Annotated in this window: 23 protein-coding genes; 7 read left to right on the top strand and 16 right to left on the bottom strand. The window is 65.8% G+C overall.

Annotated elements, in window-relative coordinates; genetic code table 11:
* Positions 1-16 precede the first annotated feature (16 nt).
* The 3 genes from ACT6UX_RS09460 (at position 17) to ACT6UX_RS09450 (ending at position 3,555) form a co-directional block, all read left to right on the top strand.
* The gene (locus ACT6UX_RS09460; RefSeq protein ID WP_444774899.1) at positions 17-1,693 is read left to right on the top strand and encodes an SMP-30/gluconolactonase/LRE family protein; all 1,677 of its coding nucleotides are present in this window, start codon (positions 17-19) and stop codon (positions 1,691-1,693) included.
* A gap of 24 nt (positions 1,694-1,717) precedes the next feature.
* Positions 1,718-2,608: an MBL fold metallo-hydrolase gene (locus ACT6UX_RS09455; RefSeq protein WP_444774898.1), complete on the top strand. Its 891-nt coding sequence runs from the start codon at positions 1,718-1,720 to the stop codon at positions 2,606-2,608.
* 173 nt (positions 2,609-2,781) lie between these two features.
* Positions 2,782-3,555 carry a short-chain dehydrogenase/reductase gene (locus ACT6UX_RS09450; RefSeq protein ID WP_444774897.1) on the top strand — a complete coding sequence of 258 codons (774 nt, stop codon included), beginning with the start codon at positions 2,782-2,784 and terminating at the stop codon, positions 3,553-3,555.
* Between the two features lie 145 nt (positions 3,556-3,700).
* Here ACT6UX_RS09450 and ACT6UX_RS09445 read toward each other — a convergent pair whose 3' ends face one another.
* Together ACT6UX_RS09445 and ACT6UX_RS09440 are read right to left on the bottom strand one after the other, a co-directional pair.
* Positions 3,701-4,057 carry a hypothetical protein gene (locus tag ACT6UX_RS09445; RefSeq protein WP_444774896.1) on the bottom strand — a complete coding sequence of 119 codons (357 nt, stop codon included), beginning with the start codon at positions 4,055-4,057 and terminating at the stop codon, positions 3,701-3,703.
* A 65-nt stretch (positions 4,058-4,122) separates the two neighbouring features.
* Positions 4,123-4,332 carry a DUF3309 family protein gene (locus tag ACT6UX_RS09440; protein WP_444774895.1) on the bottom strand — a complete coding sequence of 70 codons (210 nt, stop codon included), beginning with the start codon at positions 4,330-4,332 and terminating at the stop codon, positions 4,123-4,125.
* Positions 4,333-4,490: 158 nt separating this feature from the next.
* Here ACT6UX_RS09440 and recQ point away from each other — a divergent pair, with 158 nt between their 5' ends.
* From recQ to ACT6UX_RS09425, 3 genes are all read left to right on the top strand, one after another.
* Positions 4,491-6,308 (top strand): DNA helicase RecQ, encoded by a 1,818-nt coding sequence (recQ, locus tag ACT6UX_RS09435; RefSeq protein ID WP_444774894.1) that lies wholly within the window; start codon positions 4,491-4,493, stop codon positions 6,306-6,308.
* A gap of 111 nt (positions 6,309-6,419) precedes the next feature.
* Entirely contained in the window at positions 6,420-7,913 is a 1,494-nt protein-coding gene (locus ACT6UX_RS09430; protein ID WP_444774893.1) for an ATPase domain-containing protein, read from the top strand.
* Positions 7,910-9,955 carry an ATP-binding protein gene (locus tag ACT6UX_RS09425; protein WP_444774892.1) on the top strand — a complete coding sequence of 682 codons (2,046 nt, stop codon included), beginning with the start codon at positions 7,910-7,912 and terminating at the stop codon, positions 9,953-9,955. Before ACT6UX_RS09430 ends, ACT6UX_RS09425 begins: the two co-directional genes overlap by 4 nt.
* A 1-nt stretch (position 9,956) precedes the next feature.
* Here ACT6UX_RS09425 and ACT6UX_RS09420 read toward each other — a convergent pair whose 3' ends face one another.
* From ACT6UX_RS09420 to ACT6UX_RS09385, 8 genes are all read right to left on the bottom strand, one after another.
* On the bottom strand, positions 9,957-10,349 hold the full coding sequence (locus ACT6UX_RS09420; RefSeq protein WP_444774891.1) for a DoxX family protein: 393 nt from the start codon (positions 10,347-10,349) through the stop codon (positions 9,957-9,959).
* A gap of 6 nt (positions 10,350-10,355) precedes the next feature.
* Positions 10,356-10,766, bottom strand: coding sequence for a VOC family protein (locus tag ACT6UX_RS09415; protein ID WP_444774890.1), 411 nt, complete (start codon positions 10,764-10,766; stop codon positions 10,356-10,358).
* A 76-nt stretch (positions 10,767-10,842) separates the two neighbouring features.
* Positions 10,843-12,084, bottom strand: coding sequence for an RNA polymerase sigma factor (locus tag ACT6UX_RS09410; protein ID WP_444774889.1), 1,242 nt, complete (start codon positions 12,082-12,084; stop codon positions 10,843-10,845).
* Positions 12,081-12,470, bottom strand: coding sequence for a YciI family protein (locus tag ACT6UX_RS09405; protein WP_444774888.1), 390 nt, complete (start codon positions 12,468-12,470; stop codon positions 12,081-12,083). The genes ACT6UX_RS09410 and ACT6UX_RS09405 overlap by 4 nt, the downstream gene beginning before the upstream one ends.
* 76 nt (positions 12,471-12,546) lie before the next feature.
* Positions 12,547-13,404 (bottom strand): metallophosphoesterase, encoded by an 858-nt coding sequence (locus ACT6UX_RS09400; protein ID WP_444774887.1) that lies wholly within the window; start codon positions 13,402-13,404, stop codon positions 12,547-12,549.
* Positions 13,405-13,419: 15 nt separating this feature from the next.
* Positions 13,420-14,220 carry a mechanosensitive ion channel family protein gene (locus tag ACT6UX_RS09395; RefSeq protein ID WP_444774886.1) on the bottom strand — a complete coding sequence of 267 codons (801 nt, stop codon included), beginning with the start codon at positions 14,218-14,220 and terminating at the stop codon, positions 13,420-13,422.
* A gap of 53 nt (positions 14,221-14,273) precedes the next feature.
* Entirely contained in the window at positions 14,274-15,494 is a 1,221-nt protein-coding gene (locus tag ACT6UX_RS09390) for a polyhydroxyalkanoate depolymerase (RefSeq protein ID WP_444774885.1), read from the bottom strand.
* 76 nt (positions 15,495-15,570) lie between these two features.
* The gene (locus ACT6UX_RS09385; RefSeq protein ID WP_444774884.1) at positions 15,571-16,149 is read right to left on the bottom strand and encodes an SCO family protein; all 579 of its coding nucleotides are present in this window, start codon (positions 16,147-16,149) and stop codon (positions 15,571-15,573) included.
* Positions 16,150-16,243: 94 nt separating this feature from the next.
* On the opposite strand from ACT6UX_RS09385, the gene ACT6UX_RS09380 reads away from it, so the two are divergent.
* Positions 16,244-16,879 (top strand): flavin reductase family protein, encoded by a 636-nt coding sequence (locus tag ACT6UX_RS09380; RefSeq protein WP_295134660.1) that lies wholly within the window; start codon positions 16,244-16,246, stop codon positions 16,877-16,879.
* A 55-nt stretch (positions 16,880-16,934) separates the two neighbouring features.
* Here the strand turns inward: ACT6UX_RS09380 and ACT6UX_RS09375 are convergent, their stop codons facing one another.
* From ACT6UX_RS09375 to acnA, 6 genes are all read right to left on the bottom strand, one after another.
* Positions 16,935-18,290 carry an amidase gene (locus ACT6UX_RS09375; protein ID WP_444774883.1) on the bottom strand — a complete coding sequence of 452 codons (1,356 nt, stop codon included), beginning with the start codon at positions 18,288-18,290 and terminating at the stop codon, positions 16,935-16,937.
* Positions 18,291-18,298: 8 nt separating this feature from the next.
* Positions 18,299-20,236, bottom strand: a complete 1,938-nt coding sequence (gene acs, locus ACT6UX_RS09370; RefSeq protein WP_444774882.1) for an acetate--CoA ligase — start codon at positions 20,234-20,236, stop codon at positions 18,299-18,301.
* Positions 20,237-20,321: 85 nt separating this feature from the next.
* A complete protein-coding gene (locus tag ACT6UX_RS09365; protein WP_444774881.1) occupies positions 20,322-20,993 on the bottom strand; it encodes a nitroreductase in 672 nt (223 codons plus the stop codon).
* Between the two features lie 6 nt (positions 20,994-20,999).
* Complete coding sequence (locus tag ACT6UX_RS09360; protein ID WP_444774880.1) at positions 21,000-22,121, bottom strand: alpha/beta fold hydrolase; 1,122 nt, start codon at positions 22,119-22,121, stop codon at positions 21,000-21,002.
* Complete coding sequence (locus tag ACT6UX_RS09355; RefSeq protein ID WP_444774879.1) at positions 22,121-22,675, bottom strand: DinB family protein; 555 nt, start codon at positions 22,673-22,675, stop codon at positions 22,121-22,123. The genes ACT6UX_RS09360 and ACT6UX_RS09355 overlap by 1 nt, the downstream gene beginning before the upstream one ends.
* A gap of 20 nt (positions 22,676-22,695) precedes the next feature.
* Positions 22,696-25,383, bottom strand: coding sequence for an aconitate hydratase AcnA (gene acnA, locus ACT6UX_RS09350; protein WP_444774878.1), 2,688 nt, complete (start codon positions 25,381-25,383; stop codon positions 22,696-22,698).
* Positions 25,384-25,388: the final 5 nt, after the last annotated feature.

The following is a 25,388-nucleotide window of genomic DNA, read 5'->3' as shown; positions in this document are numbered from 1 at the left end:
CGTCGGAGGAAACGGGATGGGGTTGGGCCGCATTGTCGCGTCGGCGGTGATTGCGTTCGGCGTAACCGGTGGCGCGCTTGCGCAGCAGGCCGAAGCGCCGCCGCCCAAGGAGTACAGTCAGCAGTTCCTGGTGCCGGGCTCCTGGTTCCATGGCGTGCACGGGCTCGCCTTCAACAAGGACGACCAGCTGTTTGCCGGCTCGGTGATCGGTCAGACGCTGTACCGCGTCCAGGTCGACTCAGGCGAAGTCGACCGCGTGATCGATCCGCCGACCGGCATGGCCGACGACATCGCCTTTGCCGATGACGGCACCATGGCCTGGACGGCGTTCCTGATCGGCAAGGTCTATGTCCGCAAGCCCAACGGCAAGACCATCGAGGTCGCGCAGGGGCTGAGCGGCCCCAATTCGCTTGCGTTCGGCAAGGATGGGCGGCTGTTCGTTTCCGAGGTCTTCCTCGGCGATGCGCTCTATGAAATCGACATCAAGAACGTCGACAAGCCCGACTTCAAGCCGCTGGGGCGGTCGGAGCTGCGCCGCATTTCCGAAAAGCTCGGCGGTCTCAACGGCTTCGAGGTCCACAAGGACGACGGCTTCCTCTACGGCCCGCTCTGGTTCAAGGGCGAGATCGTGAAGGTGAATCTCGAGACCGGCGCCACCGAAGTGATCGCCTCGGGCTTCAAGACCCCGGCCGCCGCCAACATCGATCCGCAGAACCGCGACAACCTCTACGTCGTCGATACCGGTACGGGCGGCATCTGGAGCGTCAGCCTCACCAGCAAGGCCAAGAAGCTGGTGGCCTCCATGAAGCCCGGCCTCGACAATCTCGCCTTCGATTCGCGCGGCCGCCTGTTCGTCACCTCGATGACCGACAATGGCGTCTACCTGGTCGACAAGCAGACGGGCGCGCATCGCACCATCGTCGAGGGCAAGCTCGCCGTTCCGACCGACCTCGCCGTGACCAGCGAAGGCGGCAAGGACACGGTGCACGTGGCCGACGTGTTCAGCTATCGCACGGTCGACGGCGCCAACGGCGACGTGACCGACGTGTTGCGCGTCCATGGCGAGACGCACGCCTATCCGATCGGAATCTCGGTCGGGCCGAAGAACGTGCTGCTCTCGAGCTGGTTCTCGAACACCGTCGAGAAGGTAGATCGCAAGACCGGCAAGGTGACGGCGACCTTGGGCGAGTTCGCCGCGCCGGTGGATGCGGTGGAGTTCGCCGATGGCACGATGTACGTGGCCGAGCTGGCGAGCGGCAACCTCGTGAAGGTGAGTGCCGACGGCAAGGAGCGCAGCACCGTCTTGAAGGAGCTGCGCGGTCCCGTCGCCATGGTCCATGGCTCGGGCCCGCTCATCTACGTCACCGAGATCTCGGCTGGCGCCGTCACCGAGATCAACGTCACCACGGGGACACGCAAGGTGGTGGCGGACAATCTCGCCGGCCCCGAGGGCATCGACCTCGGGCCGGATGGGAAGCTCTACGTCGCCGAGGTCGGCCAGAAGAGGGTCGTCGCCATCGATCCGGCGACGGGTGCCAAGACGGTGATCGCCTCCAATCTCGACATCGGCCTGGCGCCGTTCGCCGGTGGACCGCCGGCACTGGTTCCGACCGGCGTCGCCGTCGGCCGCACGGGCATCGTCTATGTCAGCGCCGACATCCGCAACGCGCTCTACAAGTTGACACCGCCGTAGTCGGCGCATTCCAAAGAGGCTGCCATGGCCGGTATTCCGTTCATCAGGGACTTCAAGTTCGACTACGGCACGGCGATGGAGGTGACGCCGCTGATCCGGCGGGTCGTCGCCAACAATCCGAGCGCCTTCACCTTCAAGGGCACCGGCACCTACATCGTCGGACATGGCAATGTCGCGGTCGTCGATCCCGGTCCGGACGATCAGGAGCATATCGATGCCGTGCTGCGCGCGTTGCGCGGCGAGACGGTGACGCACATCCTGGTGACGCACACCCATATCGACCATGTGCCGGCGACGCCGGCGCTCGCCAAGGCGACCGGCGCCAAGGTCTACAGCTACGGGCCGCATCCCACGCCCGAAGGCGTGACGGCGGAGCAGGAGGGCGATTTCTCCTTCGCCCCCGACGTCAAGCTGAACGATGGCGACGTGATCCAGGGCGACGGCTGGAACGTCGAGGCGGTCCATACGCCGGGGCACATCTCCAACCATCTCTGCTTCGCGGTGAAGGAAGACAAGGCGCTGCTCTCGGGCGACCATGTCATGGGCTGGTCGACGGCGGTGATCTCGCCGCCCGACGGCAACATGGCCGACTACTTCAATTCGCTGCGCAAGCTGCTGCCGCGCGACGAGAGCCTCTACATCCCGACGCACGGCGCCGAGATCCGCGATCCCAATCCGTTCGTGCAGGCCTATATCGAGCATCGGCTGGGCCGCGAGGCGCAGATCATCGCGCGCCTCAAGGACGGTCCGCAGACCATCCCGCAGATGGTGGCCAAGAACTACGCCGACACGCCGGTCCATCTGCATCCGGCGGCCGGGCGGTCGATGCTGGCCCATCTCGTCCAGATGGTGAAGGACGGACGGGTCAAGACCGAGGATGGGCGCGCCGCCATCGACAGCGTCTACCGGCTGTGACACGCCGTTGAAGTAGCCGAGTCCTGCAAATAAACGAAACAAACGAAATAAACGAATCAAACGAAGCGAGAGTAGCACCCCTGGAGCAGGTATCCTGGTACCGTTGACGGGGCGATCTTGTCCGCCGGCATCTGAAAAAGCCATTTCAACAGCCTGCCAAGGGGGAACGACCAATGGACCTGAAGCTGACGGGCAAGACCGTGCTGATTACCGGCGGCAGCCGGGGCATCGGCTTCGCCTGCGCCATGGGATTCGCGGCCGAAGGCTGCACGGTGCACATCGCCTCGCGGTCGAAGGAGTCCCTGGAAGCTGCCCGTGAAAAAATCCGCGCCCGCCACAACGTACCGGTCGAGATCCATCCCGCCGACTTCTCGAACGGCGACACCGCGCGCAGCATCGTCGAGGCGGTCGGCCATGCCGATATCCTCGTGAACAACGCGGGCGCCATCCCGCAGGGCGACGTCTTCGGCATGACCGAGCCGAAATGGCGCGAGGCCTGGGATCTCAAGGTGTTCGGCTACGTGAACGCCACACGCGCCATGCTGGAGAAGATGTACGCGCGCAAGGCGGGCGTCGTCGTGAACGTGATCGGCCTCGCCGGCGAGAGCTTCAACTACGACTATGTCGCCGGCACGATGGGCAACGCCGGTATCATGGCCTTTACCCGCGCCGTGGGATCGAAGAGCGTCGATCACGGCGTTCGTGTCGTGGGAATCAATCCGCCGGCGACCCGCACCGACCGTATGCTGACGCGGCTACGCGCCCAGGCCGAACAGAAGTTCGGCGATGCCGAGCGCTGGGCGGAGCTGACCAAACACATGCCGTTCGGCCGTGCTGCCGAGCCCGACGAGGTCGCCGACCTCGCCGTCTTCCTCGCCTCCGACCGAGCCAGCTACATCAGCGGCGTGGTCATGACCCTCGATGGCGGGCAGGCCGCCCGCCATTAGAGCCTTTGCCTCCCCATTCAAATGGGGAGGTGGCCCGCAGGGCCGGAGGGGTCATGAGAGGCCGATGGTCGTTCTTCCTTCGGCGCTCTCGGACATTACCCCAGGCAATGTCCTGCCGCTCCTTGGCTGAGCTTCGCTCAGCCCATCAGTAGACCTGGCGCATCACCTTGGCGGCGAAGCCGTCGACCGCCGCCTTCTTCTGCGCTTCGCTCAGCTTGCTGTCGGCCGCCACGGCCGGGCAGTAGGCCGTGAGGAGGTAGTTCACGACCTCGGCGCTCTCGACGCCGGGATAGCGGAGGCGGAGATCGGCCGTCGCCGAGGCAATGGCATTGAACGTGTCGCTGCTCGCCAGCTGCTTGCCGACGGCCGTCATCTGCGCCGGGGTTTCCTTCAGGATGCCGGGCTTGGCCGTCGGCTGCGGCTTCGGACAGTCGAGCGCGAAGGCGGGTGACGCTGCCGAGGCGACGAGGGCGGCGGCGGCCAGAGTGGCGAGGCGAAGCATTGATCGGTCTCCCGTGATGAATTCCGGAAGAGCGAATAGCAAAACCCGCTTCAATAGTCCCCTGTTCAGACGCGGTGGATGCCAATACGGATTGGCGCGGTCTGCTGGGAGGAACTGAGCGTGATCCGGTCCCCGACGGTCACCGCCGCGACCAGGACCAGAAGGCCGCCGGCCACGGCGCTCGGTCCATAGCCCCACCCCGCGCTGTGGCGCCAGCACGGAAAGGCCGCAATGCCTGCAGCCGCCAGCAGGACGGCAAGGCTCAATCCCAGCATGAGTATCCCCTTATCGTTGGCGAATGAACGAGCACAGGGAGTGCGGGTTCCGCCGCGGAATGGTCTTTATTCCGTACGGAACCAGCCAACGATCTTTCCCCAGCGACGGCGTTCCACATGGTCGCAGGCAGGCGGGCGGGGGTAGTTTGCCGCCGACGATGGACGGTCTCCTCCCCCGCGCTCGGGCGCTCCTGCATTCAGTGTTTGGTTTCAGCGCCTTCCGTCCCGGCCAGGAGGAAATCGTGCGCGCCGTGCTGGCCGGGGAGAACGTGCTGGCGGTGATGCCGACCGGCAGCGGCAAGTCGCTCTGCTACCAGCTTCCCGCCATCGTCCGGCCCGGCCTCACCCTGGTGGTATCGCCCTTGATCGCGCTGATGCGCGACCAGGTCCGGGCGCTCACCGCCGCCGGTGTCGCCGCCGGCAGCCTCAATTCCAGCAACGATCCGGCCGAGAACAGCCGCGTGCTGGGGCTGCTGCGCCGGGACGAGCTGCGTCTTCTCTATGTGGCGCCGGAGCGACTGGCCCGGCCCGACACGGTCGAGTTGCTGGCCGAGGCGCATGTCACGATGATGGCCATCGACGAGGCGCATTGCGTCTCGCAATGGGGGCATGATTTCCGGCCCGAATACCTGACGCTCGGCAATCTCGCGCGCCAGATCGGCGGCCGCCTGCAGACCCTGGCCTTCACCGCCACCGCCGATGCGCCGACCCGGGGCGATATCGTGGAGAAGCTGTTCGCTGCGGAGCCGCGCGTCTTCGTTCGCAGCTTCGATCGTCCCAACCTCCGGCTGGCCTTCAGGCCCAAGGAACGTTCGACGCGCCAGGTCCTGTCCTTCGTGCAGGCCCATCCGGGCGAAAGCGGCATCGTCTACTGCTCGTCTCGCCGCAAGGTCGAGGAGTTGGCCGAGGCGCTGATGGCGGCCGGTATCAAGGCGCGGCCCTATCACGCCGGTCTCGAGAAGGGCGTGCGCGACGCCAACCAGGATGCCTTCCAGCAGGAAGACGGGCTGGTGATGACGGCTACCGTCGCCTTCGGCATGGGGATCGACAAGCCCGATGTGCGCTTCGTGTGCCACGCCGATCTGCCGTCAAACGTCGAGGCCTACTATCAGGAGATCGGACGCGCCGGCCGTGACGGTCTGCCCGCCGATACCCTCACCCTCTACGGGCTGGGCGACATGCAGCTTCGGCGGCTGCAGATCGAGCAGAGCGATTCGTCGGATGAGCGCAAGCGCATCGAGCGCCAGCGGCTGGGCGCCCTGCTGGCGCTTGCCGAAGCACCCCGTTGCCGGCGCCAGACGCTTCTCGCCTATTTTGGCGAGGCGTCGGAGCCCTGCGGCAACTGCGATCTCTGCGTCGAGGGCGTCGAACTGTTCGACGCGACCGTCGACGCGCAGAAGGCGATGTCGGCCATCGTGCGCACCGGCGAACGCTTCGGCATGGAGCATCTCGTCGCCATCCTGACCGGCGACCTCACCGACAACGTGTCGAAGTTCAATCATGACCAGTTGCCGACCTTCGGCGTCGGCCGAAATCGCAAGGCGGCGGACTGGCGCTCGATCTTCCGCCAGCTTTCGGCGGTCGGGCTGATTGCGCAGGAGCTGATGGAGCATGGCCGCTGGCGGGTCACCGACGAAGGGTGGGCCGTGCTCAAGGGCAGGCAGACGGTCGAGCTGCGGAAGATCGCCGCGTCGAGTACCGCAAAGGGGGAGCGCCGCGGGCGGGCCACGGCGCCAGCGATCGTGAGCGACGCCGACAGCCAGCTTCTCGACTCGCTGCGCGCGCTGCGTACCCGGTTGGCGCGGGCCCAGAACGTGCCCGCCTATGTCGTCTTCTCGGACCGGACCCTGGTCGAACTCGCCACCCACCGGCCCGCGACCCAGGCCGCCATGCGCGAGATTCACGGCATCGGCGACGCCAAGCTCGAACGCTATGGCGCCGAGTTCCTGGCCGTCATCGGGCACCGGTCAGCCTGACAAGCCCGATTCCGGAACTTCTTCAGCCTCCCCGCCGTTTTGGAGATCGCGCTGCCGTGGAAGCCGGCCGGCGTTCCCGGCCCCGCGTGGCCATCAAAGGCGGAGGAGGCGATGGCGGCCAGCATGAGTCGGTCTGTGGACCGGACGGGTGTACCGGGCCTGGACGATGTTCTGCTGGGCGGCTTGGCCGTCGGTCGCGTTTTCCTGCTGGAGGGGAGTCCGGGTACCGGCAAGACAACGATGGCAATGCGGTTTCTTCTCGAGGGCGCCGAGGCTGGACAGCGAGGCCTCTACATCACCTTGTCGGAAACCGAGGCGGAGCTGCATGCCACGGCCGAATCCCATGGTTGGGAGATGGGCGACAACGTCGAGATCTTCGAAGTTGTGCCACCGGAGAGCCTTTTCGATGCGAGCCAGCAGCAGAGCCTGCTGTACTCGTCGGATCTCGAACTGGGCGAAACCACCAAGCTGATCTTCGAAGCCGTCGAACAGAGCAAGGCTCAGCGGATCGTTCTCGATTCGCTATCGGAAATTCGGTTGCTTGCGCAAAGCTCGCTGCGATACCGGCGCCAGATTCTGGCGATGAAACACTACTTCGCGCGGCATGGTGCGACGGTTCTCATGCTCGACGATCTGACGACCGACATTCACGACAAGACGGTGCACAGCGTCGCACACGGTGTCATCCGGCTCGAGGAGATGACGCCGGACTATGGCGGCGAACGACGACGCCTGCGCGTGATGAAATACAGGGCGCAGGGGTTTCGCGGGGGCTACCACGATTTCGTCATCCGTCCGGGCGGCGCCCGCGTCTTTCCACGACTGGTCGCGGCGGAGAGCCGACGATCATCCTCCCGGGGGCGGATCGGTACGGGACTGCCCGCTTTGGACGGTCTGCTCGGTGGCGGGATCGAGCAAGGAACAAGCACGCTCCTCGTTGGACCGGCGGGTTGTGGAAAGTCGACGCTGGGGTGGCAATTCGCGGCAGAAGCCATTCGAAACGGCGACAAGGCTGCGATGTTCGTATTCGACGAGGAACTCGACTTGATCGTGGACCGGGCCAAGCCGCTTGGTTTCGATTTCGCCGCCATGCGGGCTACGGGTCGGTTGCAAATGACGCAGCTGGATGCCGCAGAGTTGTCGCCCGGCGAATTCGCCCATGTTGTTCAGAGTGCGGCCAGCGATCCGTCAATGAAGTCGGTCGTGATCGACAGCCTGAACGGCTATCAGGCAGCCATGCCTGAGGAGAGGTCGCTCATCCTTCACATGCATGAACTCGTTCAATACCTCAATCGTACCGGCGTCTCGACCTTCGTAACGGTGGCGCAACAAGGGATCGTCGGCGACATGAAATCGCCGGTGGACGTCACCTATCTCGCGGATGCCGTGATCCTGCTTCGCTTCTTCGAGGCGGGGGGATCGGTGCGTCGCGCTCTCTCGGTGATCAAGAAACGCGGCGGCAGGCACGAGGATACGATACGCGAGTTCTGGATCGATCGTGGTCTGCATATCGGTGAGCCCCTGGTGGAATTTCAGGGCGTCCTCCGCGGCACGCCTTCCTACCCCGAAGGGCGTGCGCCGTCGCGCCCGGCGCGACGCGGATGACGGTCCAGAGCCTGGGACCGCCCCTGCGAGCGTTGGTGCTGGCGCCGAAAGGGCGGGATGCCACAGTCGCGTCTTCTCTCATCGAGCCAACAGGTGTGCCGTGCGTCGTGTGTCCGCACCTCGCGAGCGTGGTCGATACACTCGACGACGAGGTCGCTTTCGTGCTGATGACGGAAGAGGCTGTTCGCGGCGCCGACCTGAGACCCCTGGCGGGCTGGCTCGCCACACAGCCTCCATGGTCGGACCTGCCGTTTCTCCTCATAACCGATCATGGCGGAGGCCCAGAGCGCAATCCCATCGCGTCCCGCTGGCTCGAAGCCTTGGGCAACGTCTCGTTTCTCGAGAGGCCATTCCATCCCACCACGTTGATCAGCGTTGCGCGCGCTGCCGCAAAGGGTCGGCGACGACAGCATGAGACGCGGCGGCTGTTCGCCAATCTGCGGGAAAGCGACGTGCGTCTGCGGACGGCATTGCGTGCCGGCCGCCTGACAGATTGGGAATTCGACTTTTCGACCTCGCAACTTGGGATCTCGGTCGAGGGGAAAGCGATCCTCGGCCGCTCGGGCCCCCGGGAGATCGAGCTCCATGAGCTGCTGCGCGGGATTGCAGGCGAAGATCGGATCCGCGTGGCTCGAGCCTTGAGCCACAGCATTGCGTCCAATGAAGACTTTGCGGTCGATCTCCGCTTCGAGCGCCCGGACGGCACAATTCTCTGGCTGGATGTCCGTGCACGCTTGGTCCGCGATGGCCTGGGATCGCCGCGGCGTTTCGTCGGCCTTGCTTCGGACATTACGGCCCGCAAGTCGGCGGAGATGGCGCTTCAGGGCATGAACGAGAAGCTCGAGAGGCGCGTCGAGGAGCGAACGGCTCAGCTTCGCAGCGCACACGACGAACTCCTGGCACAGATTGCCGAGCGGGAACGCACGGAGGCACAACTGCGGCAGATGCAGAAACTGGAGTCGATCGGCCAGCTCACTGGCGGCGTCGCCCACGACTTCAACAACCTCCTGACGGCCGTCATCGGTAATCTTGAACTACTGCGCAAACGCGTGCCTTCCAGCCCCTCCAGTGATCGGCTGATCGACGGCGCAATGCAGGGCGCGCAACGTGGTGCGTCACTGACGCAGCGCCTCCTCGCCTTCGCGCGTCATCAGTCGCTGGATGCCCGGCCCGTCGACCTCGGGGCATTGGTGCGAGGCATGGATGACCTGCTCCATCGTTCGCTCGACCCGTCGATTACGATGGTCGTCGATCTTCCCGCCGGCATTCCTCCGGCCCATGTCGATGCCAATCAGCTCGAACTCGCCTTGCTGAATCTTGCCGTCAACAGCCGGGATGCCATGCCGGCGGGTGGCACTTTGACCTTGACCCTCGATGTCGCGCTCGCGGACGCGGAGAGAGATCTGGCGGACGGCCGCTATGTTCGCCTCACTGTGTCGGATACCGGCGTAGGCATGGACGGCGAGACACTCGGGAAGGCCATAGAGCCGTTCTTTTCGACCAAGGACCTCGGCAAGGGAACCGGGCTTGGCCTCTCGATGATCCACGGTTTGGCCCAACAACTCAAAGGGGCTCTGCGTCTCTTCAGTACGCCCGGTCAGGGAACGCGGGCGGAGCTGTGGTTGCCGGTCGCCCATGCTGCGGCAATCCCCCTCGCTCCCGAGTCTCCCGTCGAACCGCCGGGAGAGAAGCGCCGGGCGATCATTCTCTTCGTCGATGACGACTATCTCATCGGCCTGAGCACGACTTCGCTCCTCGAGGATCTCGGACACACAGTCGTCGGGGCGACTTCAGGATCGGAGGCGCTGGAAATCTTGCGTTCCGGCCAATCCCTCGACCTGATGATCACGGACTATGCGATGCCCGGCATGACCGGACTGGAACTCGCCGAGCAAGCTCGGGCGCTGCGGCCGAACCTTCCGATACTGCTCGCCACCGGTTACGCCGATCTGCCAACACGCCCCGGGTTTGTCCTGCCGCGCCTCAGCAAGCCCTATCAGCAGCAGCAACTTGCCGAGCAGATCCAAAACTTGCTGGGGTGAGTCATCGGGTCAGGAACGGCATCACCCGCCGCACGCGCTCGTCGCGCAGCCACAGGCCGCCCCAGACCGTAATGCCGAAATAGATGCCGAACAGCGTGTGGCTGAACAGAGGGCTGTCGATTCTCAAGTGCGTCGCGATCGCGCCCCCGAACAAGCCGGTCAGCAGGACCGCGCCCAGCAACGCGGTTCGAGGCCAGGCGTAAAGCGCCGTGCAGGCGAGGGTCACTGCCCCTAGGAAGCGTGCAAAGGAATCAGTCGTCGGGTAGCCCAGCTCTTTCATGGTGCCGGTTACGATGTCGAGTGGCGGCAGTTTGATCATCCCGTCGAAGATCAGGAACAGGATGGCGAGGCCGCTGAGGACGCGGCCTGCCCAGAGTGCTCTTGCAGAGACCATGCTTGCTCAGCTCTTGTTCATGGTCGTGCCCATGGACCACAGGACGCCGAACGGGTCGCGGAACTGGCCGTAGCGGTCGCCCCAGAACATGTCCTGCACCGGTAGCACGACGGTGCCTCCCGCCTTCAAGGCCTTGTCGAAGGCGGCATCCACGTCGTCGACCTGGAGATGGAGGATGAAGGCCGCGGGCTTTTCCAGCGGAGCGCCATGCTCGGGGAAGGCGTCGGCCAGCATCAGGGACCCGCCGTTGATCACCAGATGAATGTGCATGTAACGGCCCTTGTCGTCGGGCGGCATGCGCATGACTTCCCGGGCGCCGAGCGCCGTCGCATAGAATTCGGCCGCCTGGCTGGCATTGCTGACTGAGAGATAGGGGCAGGGGCCACCGAGGACGGGCGGCTGGACGGCAGGGCTCATGACGGTCTCCTTGGCTGATGTCATGTGCCGAGGACGAACGGCCGGCTTCCGATCCGACACGGCCGGCCGGATTTTTTCAGCAAGACAGCCGGTCTAGATGGTGCCGGATATGTGCCGCCTCGGCCGGGGTGTTGGCGAGCGCGATCGCGCGGCCGAAGGCTTCCCGGGCTTCCTGGGGGCGTTCGAGTTGCTGCAGCAACGCCCCTTTCAGGCCGTGGAAATAGAAGTAGCCCTGCAGCCGTGCGCCGAGCGGCTCGATCATCTCGAGCGCGGCCTCGGGTCCGCGAACCTTCGAGACCGCAACCGCCCGATTGAGGGTCACGACGGGCGACGGCTGCAGCCGTTCGAGGTTGGCATAGAGCAGGTCGATCTGTGCCCAGTCCGTGTCCTGCGCGCGTTGCGCGCGGGCATGCAATGCCGCGATGGCCGCCTGGATCTGGTAGGGGCCCGGCCGGCGGTGGCGCATCGCCTTGTCGATCAGGGCCAGTCCCTCGGCGATGCGCGGCCGGCTCCACAGGCTGCGATCCTGGTCCTCCAGCAACACGATGTTGCCCTCCCCGTCGAAGCGAGCCTTGGCCCGCGCGCGCTGCAGCAGCATCAACGCCGTGAGGCCCATGATCTCGGGCTCGGCGGGAAACAGGCGCAGCAACAGGCGGGCGAGCCAGATCGCCTCCTCGGCCAGCGGCTTGCGCGCCTCGGCCTCACGGCTGCTGCTCGCGGAATAGCCCTCGTTGAAGAGCAGGTAGATCATGGCCGCCACGGCGGCGAGCCGTTCGGCCCGCTCCGGCGCGCCCGGTGTCTCGAACGGAACGCCGGCATTGCCGATGCGGGCCTTGGCGCGGGTGATGCGCTGCTCCATCGCGGCCTCGCCGACCAGAAAGGCCTGGGCGATCTGCTTCACCGAGAGGCCGCAGACGATGCGCAGCGCCAGCGCGATCTGCTGGGTCGCCGGGAGGTCGGGGTGGCAGCACACGAACAGCAGCCGCAGAATGTCGTCCTTGTAGTGCTCGCCGTCGAGCCGGTCGGCCAGCGAGGACTCGGCGTCGTCGAGGTCCGAGAGCACCGCCTCGTCCGGCAGTTCCGTTTGCTTCGCCTGCCGGCGGACTTGGTCCATCGCGGCATTGCGACCGACCAGGATCAGCCAGGCCGCGGCATCGCGCGGCGGGCCGTTCTGCGGCCAGGTCTTCAGCGCGCGCAGGCAGGCTTCCTGGAAGGCTTCCTCGGCGGTATCGAGACTCCGGAAGTAGCGCAGCAGCGCCCCCATCACCCGGGGGCGGGCCGCACCCAGAATCGGATCGATCCAGCCGAGATCGGTCATGTGGCCGGCTGCTTCTCGTCGGCGAGTTGGCTGGGATGGAACTCGGCCACCGGCCGGATCTCGTAGCTGCCGGTGCCGGGATTGGCCTTAGCCAGTTCCTTCGCCGTATCGATCGCCTCCTCCAGGGAGGTGCAGTCGATGACGTAGAAGCCGAGCAGCTGTTCCTTGGTCTCCGCGAACGGCCCGTCGATCACCATCTCCTCGCGCCCTTTGCGCAGGGTCGTGGCGGCCGTCGTCGGCAGGAGGCGGGCGACCGGCCCCAGCCGTCCCTGCCGGGCGAGCTTGTCGTTCACGGCATAGAGCTTCGTCATGGTCTCATCGTGGTATTCCTTCGACCACGAGCCGATGGCTTCCTCGGAATTGTAGCAAAGGATGGCGTAGAGCATGGGTCTTCGGCTCCTGTTGGACGGAGGACGCAGGACCGGGCCTCGTGCCGACAGCCCGGCCCTGAATTATTTCAGCTCACCCGGCGTCGGAAGAGACCGGAGTCTCGAAGGGAATGCCGGCCTTCAGGATGCGATAGCGGCCATCCTCGATCTGCGCGCCGGTCACGATTCCGGTACGGGCGCTGCCGCCGTCGAGACCGAGACGATCTCCCTCGAAGAGGTGCGGATCTTCCATGCCGCTGATCGCCCGGTGCTTGTCGGGCGGTGTGTGGCCATGGACCACCAAGGTGCCGCCGAAACCCTGTTTCCAGTCGAGGAAACCATGATTGATCCAGGCCCAGCGCGCCTCTGTGAAGATCAGCCAGGGGCGGGCGAGGAACTCGTCCTGCTCGGCATGGGGATCGAGACCGCCATGGACGAAGACCGTGTTGCCCAGCCTGACATGAGAGCGCATGCCCTGCAGGCGGTGCACGACCGTCTCGCCCAGCGCATCGTGCAGCAGGGCCTGGTCGGCATGGGCCGCTTCCCGGCCGGCGCGGGCCGCCATCTCGTCGAGGAGAATGTGGCCGCCCATTCGCTTGCTGAGCCACATGGTCTCGGCTTTGTGCGCATGCGGACCGCCGACCAAAGTGAGCATCATCATGATCTCGTGGTTGCCCATCAGCCGGTCGACATGGTCGACGCCGTGCGCTTCCTCCGAGCGGGCCCACAGTTCGAGCACACCGGCGCTGTCGGGGCCGCGGTTGATCATGTCGCCGAGATAGATGAGCCGTCGTTTGCTTGCGGTCTCACCGGCCAGTCCCGCGATCGAATTCAGGAGCGCGCCGAGTTCGGGCGCACAGCCATGGACATCGCCGATGGCGAACACCGTCTCGCCCTTCAGATCGAAGGGAGCGGGCTTCCACTCTGAGACGGTGACGGGGAGGTCGGTCATGGGGCCATGCTAGCCCTATCCGGATAGGCGCTCCACCGCCGCCGGCTCGCGGTCGAACTCGTGCTTGATCCCTCGATTGAGGTCGTATTTGAGCTGCATGGCCGACTCCCGCGGGGTCCATACCTGTGCAGCCAATGTGTACTTGTCGGCCTCCAGCGTATCGATGCCGATCGCCGAGACCTTGAGAACCCGGGCATCCCGTTCGATCGTTGCGCGAAGGCGCGAGATCGAGGTGTCAATGTCTTCGTTTGCGGGCCGGGGAACGCGGAATTCCAGTCGCGCGGTATCATTGCGGGTCGGCACCTTCAGGATCTCTCCCCATAGCTTGCCGTTGGGAATGATGATGCGCGTGTTGTCGTCGCCGTCGATCTCCGTGAAGAACAGGTTGATCTCACGCGCGATGCCCGTGACTCCGCCGGTCTCGACCCGGTCGCCGATATGGAACGGGCGAAAAACAACCAGCATGATTCCTGCCGCGAGATTGCTGAGCGTGCCCTGGAGCGCCAGGCCGATGGCGATGCCCAACGCACCCAGAACGGCGACGAAGCTCGTGGTGGCGATGCCGAAGGTCGTGAGAACGGCGACGAAGGTGAAAACGAGGACGGTATAGCGGGCGCCGTTACCGAGGAAGAGCGCGACGGTGCGGTCGATCCTCGGCGTGCGCTGGCACAGGCGGACCACTGCCCGGTAGAGCAGCCGGGAAATCATCCAGCCGATGCACAGGATGATGATCGCGCCGACGACCCGAAGCCCATAGGTCGTACCCATGGCCACCATTATGTTGGCGGCATGGTTCCACTGTTGCTCGATCTCCATGAGGGAGGCAACGCCCGCGGCGCGTGGGCGGTTCCTCCGCCGGCCGGAGGGCCTTAGCGGGCGTCGTTCTCGCGAATGAAGGCGCGGACGCGCGGCATGATCTGCTCACGCCACTTGCGGCCGTTGAAGATGCCGTAGTGACCGACCCGCGGCTGCTCCCAGTGCACGTGCCTCGCCCCGGGAATGTTGGGCGTCAGGGCGTGTGCTGCCTTGGTCTGGCCGACGCCCGAAATGTCGTCGAGCTCGCCCTCGACCGTCATCAGGGCGGTCTCGATGAAGGAGGGATCGATCTTGCGGCCGCGGCTCACCAACTCGCCGCGCGGCAGCAGATGTTCCTTGAACACGACCTCGATGGTCTGGAGATAGAACTCGGCGCTGAGGTCCATCACGGCGAGATATTCGTCGTAGAAGGCGCGGTGAGCGCCGGCCGGATCGTCGTCGCCCTTCACCAGATGCTCGAACTGCCGCATATGCGCATTCACATGGCGGTCGAGGTTCATGCTGATGAACGAGGTGAGCTGCAGGAAGCCGGGGTAGACGCGGCGCAGCGCGCCCGGATAGTTGAGCGGCACCGTCGAGATGACGTTCTGGCGGAACCACATCATCGAATTGCGCATCGCGAGGTCGTTGGGGACCGTCGGGCTGACGCGGGTGTCGATCGGGCCGCCCATCAGGGTGAGCGACTTGGGCTGACGCGGCTCCTTCGCCTCGGCCATCAGCGCGGCGGCGCCCATCACGGGCACCGAAGGCTGGCAGACCGCGATGACATGGACGTCGGGTCCGAGATAGCGGCAGAAGTCGGCGACGTAGTCGATATAGTCGTCGAGATCGAAGTTGCCCTGGCTCAGCGGCACCTCGCGTGCGTCGATCCAGTCGGTGATGTGGACGTCATGGTCGGGCAGCAGCGCCTCGACCGTTCCGCGCAGCAGGGTGGCGTAGTGGCCGCTCATCGGCGCCACGACCAGGACCTTGGGATCGCGGCGGGTGGTGTCGCGATGGAAGTGCAGGAGCTGGCAGAAGGGCTTGCGCAGCAGGATCTCTTCGTTGACGGCGACGGTGTCGTCGCCGACCACCGTCGTCTTCAATCCGAATGCCGGCTTGCCGTAATTCTGGGTGAGGCGCGTCATGATCTCCGCGCTCGCGGCGATCGACTTGCCGAACCAGGTTTCCGCCCACGGATTGTAGGGGCTGGAATAGACCTGCTCGAGGGCGCTGGCCCACATCCGGAGGGGGACGGAGAGCTGGCGCTGGAATTCGTAGGCTTGATAAAGCATGGGGCGCGGATTGTACGCTCACGCGGGCCCTTGTCACGCCGATATTGCGGCGCAACAATTGTGAAAAATCAACGACTTAGAGAAGGCGCCCCACGGCGTTGGCAATGGTTTCGGCCTTGGCGTCATGGGTGAAGTGGGTGACGAAGCGACCGTTGCGGTCGAGAAGGTAGACGATCGAGGAGTGGTCCATGAGGTAGGGCGAACCCTCCTTGCCGGGCACCTTCTGGTAGTAAACGCGATAGGCCTTGGCCACGTCGGCGATCTGCTGTGGCGTCCCGGTGAGGCCGATGATTCCCGGCCCGAAGTTCGGCACATAGCCCTTGAGCAGTTCCGGCGTGTCGCGCTCGGGATCGATGGTGATGAAGACGAGGTTCACCTTCTTGGCCGCATCCGGTCCCAGCTTTTCGACCGCCGTTTCCATCAACAGCAACGAGGTCGGGCAGACGTCGGGACAATAGGTGAAGCCGAAATAGATCAGGGTGGGCTTGCCCTTGAGTTGTTCACTCGAGAAGGGGCGGCCGTCCTGGTCGACGAGCTGGAACGGCCCGCCGATCGACGGCTTGCCGCCCTGCGTGGCATCCCAGCCGATCCAGCCGGCGGCGACGACGAGCGCCGCGATCCAGACGCCGAGCAGCGCCTTCATTGTGCGTGACATGGCGTGAACATGGGCTGCACGGGGCGGCTCGACAAGCCGGACGCCTCGTCGCACAACCTCTCTGCCTGTGCGTTTCGATCGAGAGGGAAGTACGATGTTCTACGATGCCGCCAAGCGCGACCACGGACTGCCGCAGGATCCGCTGAAGGCGCTGATCGTACCGCGGCCCATCGGCTGGATCTCCACGGTCGACGGCCAGGGCCGGGTCAATCTCGCGCCCTACAGCTTCTACAACGGCGTCGGCGAGTTCCCGCCCATGGTCTACTTCGCCATCACCGGCACCTACGGCGACACGCCGACCAAGCACAGCCGCATGAACGCCGAGGAGACCGGCGAGTTCGTGGTCAACATGGTGACTGCGGAGATGAGCGAGAAGATGAACATCACCACCGCGATGGTGGCCTACGGCATCGACGAGATGAAGCTCGCCGGCCTGACGCCCGAGCCCTGCCGCTTCGTGAAGCCGCCGCGGGTCAAGGAATCGCCGGTGGCGCTCGAGTGCAAGTACTGGAAGACGATCGAGCTGCCGGAAGAGCCGGGGCACGAGGCCAAGCGCGGATCGATCGTGCTGGGCCAGGTGGTCGGCATCCACATCGACGACGCCATCCTGAAGGACGGCCGTGTCGACATCCTGTCGATGAAGCCGGTCGCGCGGCTGGGCTACAGCGAATACACGACGGTCGAGAACGTCTGGAAGATGCGCCGCCCGGACGATCCGCGGTTTCAGTGAGCAAGAGCTTCTGCCCCCTCCGTCGGCGTAAGACGCCGACGGAGGGGGCAGAACTTCAGTGCGCCGCCACCACCGGCGCCAGCGAGCGCGCCATTGCGAGCACGCGCCTGTCGGCCATCGCCTCGCCCATCATCATGAAGCCGACGGGCAGTTCGCCCTTGGCGTGACACGGCAGGCTGATGGCGCAGCGGTCGAGGAAATTGCCGACCGTGGTGTTGCGTAGCAGCAGCAGGTTCTTCTTCGTGAAGCCCTCGGGCGTCGAGACTTCCTCGATCGTCGGCGCCACGATGGCGCAGGTCGGCATGATCACCGCGTCGTAGTTCGAGGTGATGGCCGAGACGCGACGGCAGAGGTCGGCGCGCTTTGCCAGCAGCTCGATGTAGTCGGCGGCGGTCATGTCCTTGCCCCGCATGATGCGCGGATGGACGAACGGGTCGTAGTCCGGACCACGGCGCGCGATCAGCTCCCTGTGCCAGGCATAGGCCTCGGAGGCCGCGAACCCGCCCTTGGCATTGATGGCCGGCAGTTCGTTCAGCTCGGCGAGGTCGATCTCCTCGATCTTCACACCCTTGGCCGCCAGCGCCTTGCAAGCGCGCTCGAAGGCCTTGGCCACGGTCGCATCGAGTTCATCCATCACGAAATGCTTCGGGATGGCAAAGCGCAGTCCGGCGAGCGGCGCCGCGTCGGGCACCGAGATCGGCCCCTTTCCGAATTCACCGGCGAAGACGGCGTCGACGATGGCGCAATCCTCGACCGAGTTGGCGAGCGGCCCGATCGAATCGAGCGAGGTCGAGAGCGGGATGACGCCGTCGATGGGTACGCGGCGCGCCGTCGGCTTGAAGCCCACGAGGCCGCAGACCGCGGCCGGGATGCGCACCGAGCCGCCGGTGTCGGTGCCCAGCGCCGCGACGGCCATGCGGTCGGCGACCGAGACGGCGGCGCCGGCCGAGGATCCACCGGGCACGCGCGTGCGGTCGGCCGGATTGCCGGGCGTGCCGTAGTGCGGGTTGAAGCCGACACCCGAGAAGGCGAATTCGCTCATGTTGGTGCTGCCGACGATCACCGCGCCGGCCGCGCGCAGGCGCGCCACCACGGGCGCATCCGCGGTGGCGGGCTTGGCATCGTCGAGCGCCTTCGAGCCCGAGAGCGTGGTTTCGCCCGCGACGTCGCACAGGTTCTTGATCGAGACCGGGATGCCGGCGAGCGTCGACGGCACGAGGCCCGCCTTGCGCAGACCGTCGCTCGCATCGGCGGCGGCCAGCGCCTGCTCCTTCCAGACCTTCACGAAGGCGCGCTTGCCTTCGCCCTTGGGGTCTTCGATGCGGGCCAGCGCCTCTTCGGCGAGCGTGCGCGAGGTGGTGCGGCCGGCGGCCAGGTCCGCGGCGAGTTGGGTGATCGTCGGGTTGGCCATCGGAATCCTTACTTGCCGCGGTGCTTCACGAGATCGTCGACGACCATCGGGTCGGCGAGCGTGGACGTGTCGCCCAGGTTGCTGAAATCGTTCTCGGCGATCTTGCGCAGGATGCGGCGCATGATCTTGCCCGAGCGGGTCTTGGGCAGGCCGGGCGCCCACTGGATCACGTCCGGCGTGGCGATCGGGCCGATCTCCTTGCGCACCCAGGCGACCAGTTCCTTGCGCAGCTCCTCGGAGGATTGCTCGCCGGCCTTCAGGGTGACGTAAGCGTAGATGCCCTGGCCCTTGATGTCGTGCGGGAAGCCGACCACGGCGGCCTCGGCCACCTTGGTGTTGGCGACCAGCGCGCTCTCGACCTCGGCGGTGCCGATGCGATGGCCCGAGACGTTGATCACGTCGTCGACCCGGCCGGTGATCCAGTAATAGCCGTCCTCGTCGCGGCGCGCGCCGTCGCCGGTGAAGTACTTGCCCGGATAGGTCTTGAAGTAGGTCTCGATGAAGCGCGGGTGATCGCCGTAGACCGTGCGCATCTGGCCCGGCCAGGAGTTGATCAGGCAGAGATTGCCGGTGCAGGGGCCTTGCAGTTCGTTGCCCTCGGCATCGACCATCACCGGCTGCACGCCGAAGAACGGCAGAGTCGCCGAGCCGGGCTTCAGGGCGGTGGCGCCGGGCAGCGGCGTGATCAGGATGCCGCCGGTCTCGGTCTGCCACCAGGTGTCGACGATCGGGCAGCGATCGTCGCCGACCACGCGGTGGTACCACAGCCAGGCCTCGGGATTGATCGGCTCGCCGACCGAGCCGAGCAGGCGCAGGCTCTTCCGGCTGGTCTTCTTCACCGGTGCCTCGCCCTCGCGCATGAGCGCACGGATGGCGGTGGGGGCGGTGTAGAAGATGTTCACCTGGTGCTTGTCGATCACCTGCCAGAAGCGGCTGGAATCGGGATAATTGGGCACGCCCTCGAACATCAGGGTGGTGGCGCCGTTGGCCAGCGGTCCGTAGAGGATGTAGCTGTGGCCGGTCACCCAGCCGACGTCGGCGGTGCACCAGTAGACGTCGCCGTCGTGATAATCGAACACGTACTGGTGGGTCATCGACGCGAAGACGATGTAGCCGCCGGTCGTGTGCAGCACGCCCTTCGGCTTGCCGGTCGAGCCCGACGTATAGAGGATGAACAGCGGATCTTCGGCGCCCATCGGCTCGGGCGCGCACTCGGCCGGCACCTTGGTGGCGATCTCGTGCCACCACACGTCGCGGCCGGCCTCCCAGCCGACCTTGCCGCCGGTATGCTTGACGACCAGCACCTTCTTCACGCCCGGCGCCTTCTTCAGCGCCTCGTCGCAATTGGCCTTCAGCGGCACGTGCTTGCCGGCGCGCAGACCTTCGTCGGCGGTGATCACCACGTTGCTGTCGCAGTCGACCAGGCGGTTGGCGAGGCTGTCGGGCGAAAAGCCGCCGAATACGACGGAATGGATGGCGCCGATGCGGGTGCAGGCCAGCATCGCGTACGCCGCCTCGGGGATCATCGGCAGGTAGATCGTGACGCGATCTCCCTTCTTCACGCCGAGTTCCTTCAGCGCGTTGGCCATGCGGCAGACTTCGCCGTGCAACTCGCGATAAGTGATCTTCTTCGACTTCGCCGGATCGTCGCCTTCCCAGATGATGGCGGTCTGGTCGGCGCGATGGCTGAGGTGACGGTCGATGCAATTGGCCGATACGTTCAGCACGCCATCGTGGAACCAGCGGATGCGGACGTCGCCGTTGTAGTCGACGTCGCGCACGGCAGCCGGGCTGTAGGGCTTGATCCAGTCGATCCGCTTGCCGTGCTCTTCCCAGAACTTGGCGGGATCCTTGGTTGAGGCCTCGTACATCTCCTTGTACTTGGCCTCGTCGACATAGGCGCGCTTGGCCCAGTCCGCGCTGACGGCGATCACTTCATCGGCCATGGCTTTCCTCCAGCTTCGGCTTTGTGCCTTGAATTACCTGCGTTCTAGCCCGCTGCCGCCGGGCTCGGCAATTCGACTTTGGGCGTCACTCGCTGAACCAGGTCGTGAAATCCGCAATCGGCGCGCGGTCGGTGATCAGGCTGTTGGGCACCACGTCGGGATCGGCGTAGCCCAGCGCCAGGCCGCAGATCACCGTCTGATCGTCGGGGATCTTGAGTTCGCGCCGCACCACGTGCTGGTAGCGGCTGAAGGCGGCCTGCGGGCAGGTGTGCAGGCCCTTCTCGCGCGCCAGCAGCATGAGCTGATCGAGGAAAATGCCGCAGTCGATCCACTGGCCGTTGCCCATGCGCTTCTCGACGGACAGGATCATGCCGACCGGCGCGTCGAAGAACTCGTAGTTCTTGCGGAACTGCTTCAGCATGCCGGCGGCGTCGCCGCGTGGTACGCCGAGCAGGGTGTAGAGCTGCTTGCCGACCAGCTTGCGGCGCGCGTCGTAGACCGGGGTCATTTCCTGCGGATAGACGTTGTATTCGGCGCCCGGGCCGTTATCGCCGGCATCCATGGCGCTCAGGATCGCCGCAGAGAGCCGCTTCCGCGCCGCGCCCATGGTCACGTAGAGCTTCCACGGCTGCAGGTTACCGTTCGAGGCCGAGCGGTTGGCGTTCTCGATGATCCATTCGATATCGGCCTTGGCCACGGGATCCGGCTTGAAGACGCGCATGGAGCGGCGGGAATGGACGGCTTCTGACACGCGCATGGACGGCTAGCTCCGGGTGAGATGACGACGCAGGAAGTCGAACAGCGTGCGCCGCGCGGCGGCGTTCTGCTGTTCGGTGAAATAGTGGGTGGCGCCGGGGATCACGACGGCCTCGGCCTCCTTGCCGTGCGCAACCAGCGCCTCGGCCATGGCGAGCGACTGCTCGACCGGCACGTTCTCGTCGCGGTCGCCGTGCAGCAGGAGAACAGGTGCGTCGATCTGCGCCACCCGCAGGATCGGCGAGCGCACCGGCAGGCCCTCGGGCCCGCACAGGTCGTCGAGATAGTCGCGCATGTAGGGATTGGCCTCGCGCCAGCGCGCCAGGTCCGTGGGCGCGAAGAAGGCGGCGACGGCGCGCACCGGCGGCTTGTGCGCGGCGGCGAGCAGCGCCACCTGTCCGCCCATCGAGGCGCCCACCAACGCGATCCGGTCGCGATCGACCAGCGGGCGCTTGGAAAGCCAGTCGATGGCCGCAAGCACGTCGAGCGGCTGGCGCAGGCCCTGGTCGTTCTCGCCCTCCGAGCCCAGCCATCCACGTAGCGACAGGGCCAGCGCGGCGTAGCCGTTGGCGGCGGCGGCGCGGGCGAGTCCCACCATGTTGTGGGCGTGACCCGCAAAACCGTGCAGCAGGATCAGCGCCGGATAGGGCGGCTGGCCGGCAACCGGCTTGAAGAAATAGCCGCCGAGGCTGACGCCGTGGCCGGGCACGCGCACCTGCTCGGCGTCGCGTACCTCGGGCAGGTCGTCCCAGCGATGCATGACCTCGATGGGCACGCCGTCGGGATCGCGGAAGCCCACCGAATAATAGCCGGGCGCGAGGTAATCGAGCTCCTGCGGCGGCTGGATGATCTCGGCGCCGGCGTCGCGCAGCTCGGCGAACACCTGGTCGACCTGACCGCGGCTTTCGGCCGAGACGGCGAGCCACAGCGCGCCCGGCCCGTAGGAGATGCCGTCCTTGGCCTGGCGCATCACGAAATGGTCGTAGCCGCGTGACCACATCACCCGGTCGGGACTGGTCCAGACGCGATGGAAGCCCAGCATCGGCAACCACAGACGATGAAAGGCGACGGAGCGTGCGAGGTCGCTCACCTCGATGGCCGCACCGGCAAAGGAAGGACGCGGCCGCATCAGCTCGGCTCCAGGCCCAGCGCGAGCAATTCGTCGCGCCGCAGATGCTGCTCGCCTGCGAGGAAGAACTCGTCGAGCTGCGGCGGCTTCACCGACGTGCCGGCCAGCATCGCATGCGCCTGCCCGCGGTGATGCGTCTGATGCTGGAACAGGTGCTCGAGGATCGAGATCACGCTGGAGGGCGGCGGCGTGCGGTTGGGGCGCGGCAGCGACAGGCCCTCGGCCAGGCTTTCCTCGGTCTGGCGCTCGCAGAAGGCCAGCAGCCGGCGGTCGCTGGCGATCTGGGCGTCATGGAGCGACGCGGCGTCGGGGAAGTCGGGAATCGGGTCGTGATATCGGCTCAGCACCGTCGGATCGCGGTGAAGCGCGTCGATGTAATAGACGTCGACCCAGAGGATGTGGTTCAGCGTGGCGCGCAGCGAGGGGAAGAAGCTCGTGCGCGGCGCGGCGAACTCTTCGGGCGTCAGCGCCTTGCAGGCGTTGAGCAGCCGGTGGTTCGCCCAGATGTTGTTGCGGGCCATGGCGACGGCATGGCCTGGCAGCCCCGTCGCCATGGGTCCCGTGTCCTTCGGCGTCAGGCCGCGTGGGCCAGGTTGCGCAGCACGTAATGCAGCACGCCACCGTTCTTGAAGTAGCCGACCTCTTCCGCCGTATCGATGCGGCAGGTCAGCATGATCGTCTCCGACGCGCCGTCGGGGCGATGGATGGTCAGTGGCACGTCCATGCCGGGCTTCAGCTCACCGTCGATGCCGCCCACGTCGTAGGTCTCGCGGCCGGTCAGGTTCAGCGTCTTGCGCGTCATGCCGTTCTTGAACTGCAGCGGCAGCACGCCCATGCCGACCAGGTTGGAGCGATGGATGCGCTCGAAGGTCTCGCAGACCACGGCCTTGACGCCCAGCAGGTTGACGCCCTTGGCCGCCCAGTCGCGCGAGGAGCCGGTGCCGTATTCCTTGCCGGCGATCAGGACCTGCGGCGTGTGCTCCTTCTTGTAGCGCATCGCCACGTCGTAGATCGGCTCGGGCTGGTCGGTCGTATAGTGGTGCGTGAAGCCACCCTCGACGCCCGGGACCATCTCGTTCTTCAGGCGGATGTTGGCGAAGGTGCCGCGCATCATCACCTCATGATTGCCGCGGCGCGTGCCGTACTGGTTGAAGTCCTTGGCCTCGACGCCCTCTTCCATCAGGTACTTGCCGGCGGGGCTGTCCTTGCGGATCGAGCCGGCGGGCGAGATGTGGTCGGTGGTGATCGAGTCGCCGAACTGGCCGAGCGGACGGGCACCGCTGATGTTGGACAGGGCGGCCGGCGTCTTGCCCATGCCCTCGAAGTAGGGCGGGTTGCGCACGTAGGTCGACTTGTCGTCCCAGGCGTAGGTCAGGCTGGGCTTGGTCTTGATGCCGCGCCAGAACCGGTCGCCCTCGAAGACGTCGGCGTAGCGCTTCTTGAAGGCCTTGGCCGTCACGAACTTGTCGACCGTCTTGGCGACTTCCATGTTCGAGGGCCAGAGGTCCTTCAGGTAGACCGGCTTGCCGCCCTTGCCGATGCCGATCGGATCCTTGGTGATGTCGATCTTCATCGAGCCGGCCAGCGCATAGATGACGACCAGCATGGGCGAGGCGAGGTAGTTGGCGCGGGTCAGCGGATTGACGCGGCCCTCGAAGTTGCGGTTGCCCGAGAGCACCGAGCTCACGACCAGGTCGCCGTCGCCGATCGCCTTGGTGACCGGATCGGGCAGCGGGCCGGAATTGCCGATGCAGCTCGTGCAGCCGTAACCGACCAGGTTGAAGCCGATCTTGTTCAGGTCCTTCTGCAGGCCCGAGGCTTCGAAGTATTCGGTCACGACCTGCGAGCCCGGCGCCAGCGAGGTCTTCACCCACGGCTTGACCTTGAGGCCGAGCTTCACGGCGTTGCGCGCGATCAGGCCGGCGCCCAGCATGACATAGGGATTGGAGGTGTTGGTGCAGGAGGTGATGGCCGCGATCACCACGTCGCCGTGGCCGAGGTCATAATTCGTGCCTTCGCAGGGGATGCGCTTGCCGTCGTCCTTGCGGTCGAACTCCTTCTCCATGTTCGCGATGAACTGGTGGGCGGCTTCCGCGAGCGGCACGCGGTCCTGCGGGCGCTTCGGTCCGGCGAGGCTCGGCACCACGTCGCCGAGGTCGAGCGAGAGCGTGTCGGTGAAGACCGGCTCCGGCGACTTCTTCGAGCGCCACAGGCCCTGCTTCTTGGCATAGGCCTCGGTGAGCTTGGCGGCCGGGCCGCGGTTGGTCGTCTTGAGGAAGCCCAGGGTGATGTCGTCGACCGGGAAGAAGCCGCAGGTCGCGCCGTACTCGGGCGCCATGTTGGCGATCGTCGCGCGGTTGGCCAGCGGCATCTCGTCGAGGCCCTCGCCGTAGAACTCGACGAACTTGTTCACCACGCCCTTCTTGCGCAGCATCTGGGTGACGGTGAGCACCAGGTCGGTCGCGGTGGCGCCCTCGGGCAGCTTGCCGGTCAGCTTGAAGCCGATCACGTCGGGGATCACCATCGGCTGCGGCTGGCCGAGCATGGCGGCCTCTGCCTCGATGCCGCCGACGCCCCAGCCCAGCACGGCCAGGCCGTTCACCATCGTGGTGTGCGAATCGGTGCCGACCAGCGTGTCGGGATAGGCAATCGTCTCCTTGCCTTCCTTCTTGGTCCAGACGACGCGGGCGAGATATTCGAGGTTGACCTGGTGGCAGATGCCGGTGCCCGGCGGGACGACGCGGAAATTGTCGAACGCCATCGCGCCCCAGCGCAGGAACTGGTAGCGCTCGAGGTTACGTTCGTATTCGAGCTTCACGTTGGCGCCGAAGGCGCTCGAGTTGCCGAAATTGTCGACGATCACCGAATGGTCGATCACGAGGTCGACCGGGACCAGCGGGTTGATCTTCTTGGGGTCGCCGCCCAGCTTGCCCATGGCGTCGCGCATGGCGGCGAGGTCGACCACGGCGGGGACGCCGGTGAAGTCCTGCATCAGCACGCGGGCGGGGCGGAAGTTGATCTCCTTGGTGGAGCGGCCGCCATTCTTGATCCAGTCCGCGAAGGCCGCGATGTCGGTCTTCTTGACGGTCGTGCCGTCCTCGTTGCGCAGCAGGTTTTCCATCAGCACGCGGAGCGAGAAGGGCAGGCGGGACAGGTCGCCGACCTCCTTCTCGACCGCCTTCAGGCTGAAATAGGTATAGCTGCGGCTACCGACCTTCAGTGTCTTTCGAGCCTTGAAGCTATTGGGATGGGCGGCGGCCATATCTA

Source organism: Reyranella sp. (assembly GCF_052439685.1).
Classification (GTDB): Bacteria; Pseudomonadota; Alphaproteobacteria; order Reyranellales; family Reyranellaceae; genus Reyranella.
This window is presented reverse-complemented; position numbering and strand designations above follow the sequence as displayed.

Coding starts and splice junctions, on each gene's coding strand:
- ACT6UX_RS09460 (WP_444774899.1), top strand. CDS start 17: ATGGGGTTGGGCCGCATTGTCGCGTCGGCGGTGATTGCGTTCGGCGTA.
- ACT6UX_RS09455 (WP_444774898.1), top strand. CDS start 1,718: ATGGCCGGTATTCCGTTCATCAGGGACTTCAAGTTCGACTACGGCACG.
- ACT6UX_RS09450 (WP_444774897.1), top strand. CDS start 2,782: ATGGACCTGAAGCTGACGGGCAAGACCGTGCTGATTACCGGCGGCAGC.
- ACT6UX_RS09445 (WP_444774896.1), bottom strand. CDS start 4,057: ATGCTTCGCCTCGCCACTCTGGCCGCCGCCGCCCTCGTCGCCTCGGCA.
- ACT6UX_RS09440 (WP_444774895.1), bottom strand. CDS start 4,332: ATGCTGGGATTGAGCCTTGCCGTCCTGCTGGCGGCTGCAGGCATTGCG.
- recQ (WP_444774894.1), top strand. CDS start 4,491: ATGGACGGTCTCCTCCCCCGCGCTCGGGCGCTCCTGCATTCAGTGTTT.
- ACT6UX_RS09430 (WP_444774893.1), top strand. CDS start 6,420: ATGGCGGCCAGCATGAGTCGGTCTGTGGACCGGACGGGTGTACCGGGC.
- ACT6UX_RS09425 (WP_444774892.1), top strand. CDS start 7,910: ATGACGGTCCAGAGCCTGGGACCGCCCCTGCGAGCGTTGGTGCTGGCG.
- ACT6UX_RS09420 (WP_444774891.1), bottom strand. CDS start 10,349: ATGGTCTCTGCAAGAGCACTCTGGGCAGGCCGCGTCCTCAGCGGCCTC.
- ACT6UX_RS09415 (WP_444774890.1), bottom strand. CDS start 10,766: ATGAGCCCTGCCGTCCAGCCGCCCGTCCTCGGTGGCCCCTGCCCCTAT.
- ACT6UX_RS09410 (WP_444774889.1), bottom strand. CDS start 12,084: ATGACCGATCTCGGCTGGATCGATCCGATTCTGGGTGCGGCCCGCCCC.
- ACT6UX_RS09405 (WP_444774888.1), bottom strand. CDS start 12,470: ATGCTCTACGCCATCCTTTGCTACAATTCCGAGGAAGCCATCGGCTCG.
- ACT6UX_RS09400 (WP_444774887.1), bottom strand. CDS start 13,404: ATGACCGACCTCCCCGTCACCGTCTCAGAGTGGAAGCCCGCTCCCTTC.
- ACT6UX_RS09395 (WP_444774886.1), bottom strand. CDS start 14,220: ATGGAGATCGAGCAACAGTGGAACCATGCCGCCAACATAATGGTGGCC.
- ACT6UX_RS09390 (WP_444774885.1), bottom strand. CDS start 15,494: ATGCTTTATCAAGCCTACGAATTCCAGCGCCAGCTCTCCGTCCCCCTC.
- ACT6UX_RS09385 (WP_444774884.1), bottom strand. CDS start 16,149: ATGTCACGCACAATGAAGGCGCTGCTCGGCGTCTGGATCGCGGCGCTC.
- ACT6UX_RS09380 (WP_295134660.1), top strand. CDS start 16,244: ATGTTCTACGATGCCGCCAAGCGCGACCACGGACTGCCGCAGGATCCG.
- ACT6UX_RS09375 (WP_444774883.1), bottom strand. CDS start 18,290: ATGGCCAACCCGACGATCACCCAACTCGCCGCGGACCTGGCCGCCGGC.
- acs (WP_444774882.1), bottom strand. CDS start 20,236: ATGGCCGATGAAGTGATCGCCGTCAGCGCGGACTGGGCCAAGCGCGCC.
- ACT6UX_RS09365 (WP_444774881.1), bottom strand. CDS start 20,993: ATGCGCGTGTCAGAAGCCGTCCATTCCCGCCGCTCCATGCGCGTCTTC.
- ACT6UX_RS09360 (WP_444774880.1), bottom strand. CDS start 22,121: ATGCGGCCGCGTCCTTCCTTTGCCGGTGCGGCCATCGAGGTGAGCGAC.
- ACT6UX_RS09355 (WP_444774879.1), bottom strand. CDS start 22,675: ATGGCGACGGGGCTGCCAGGCCATGCCGTCGCCATGGCCCGCAACAAC.
- acnA (WP_444774878.1), bottom strand. CDS start 25,383: ATGGCCGCCGCCCATCCCAATAGCTTCAAGGCTCGAAAGACACTGAAG.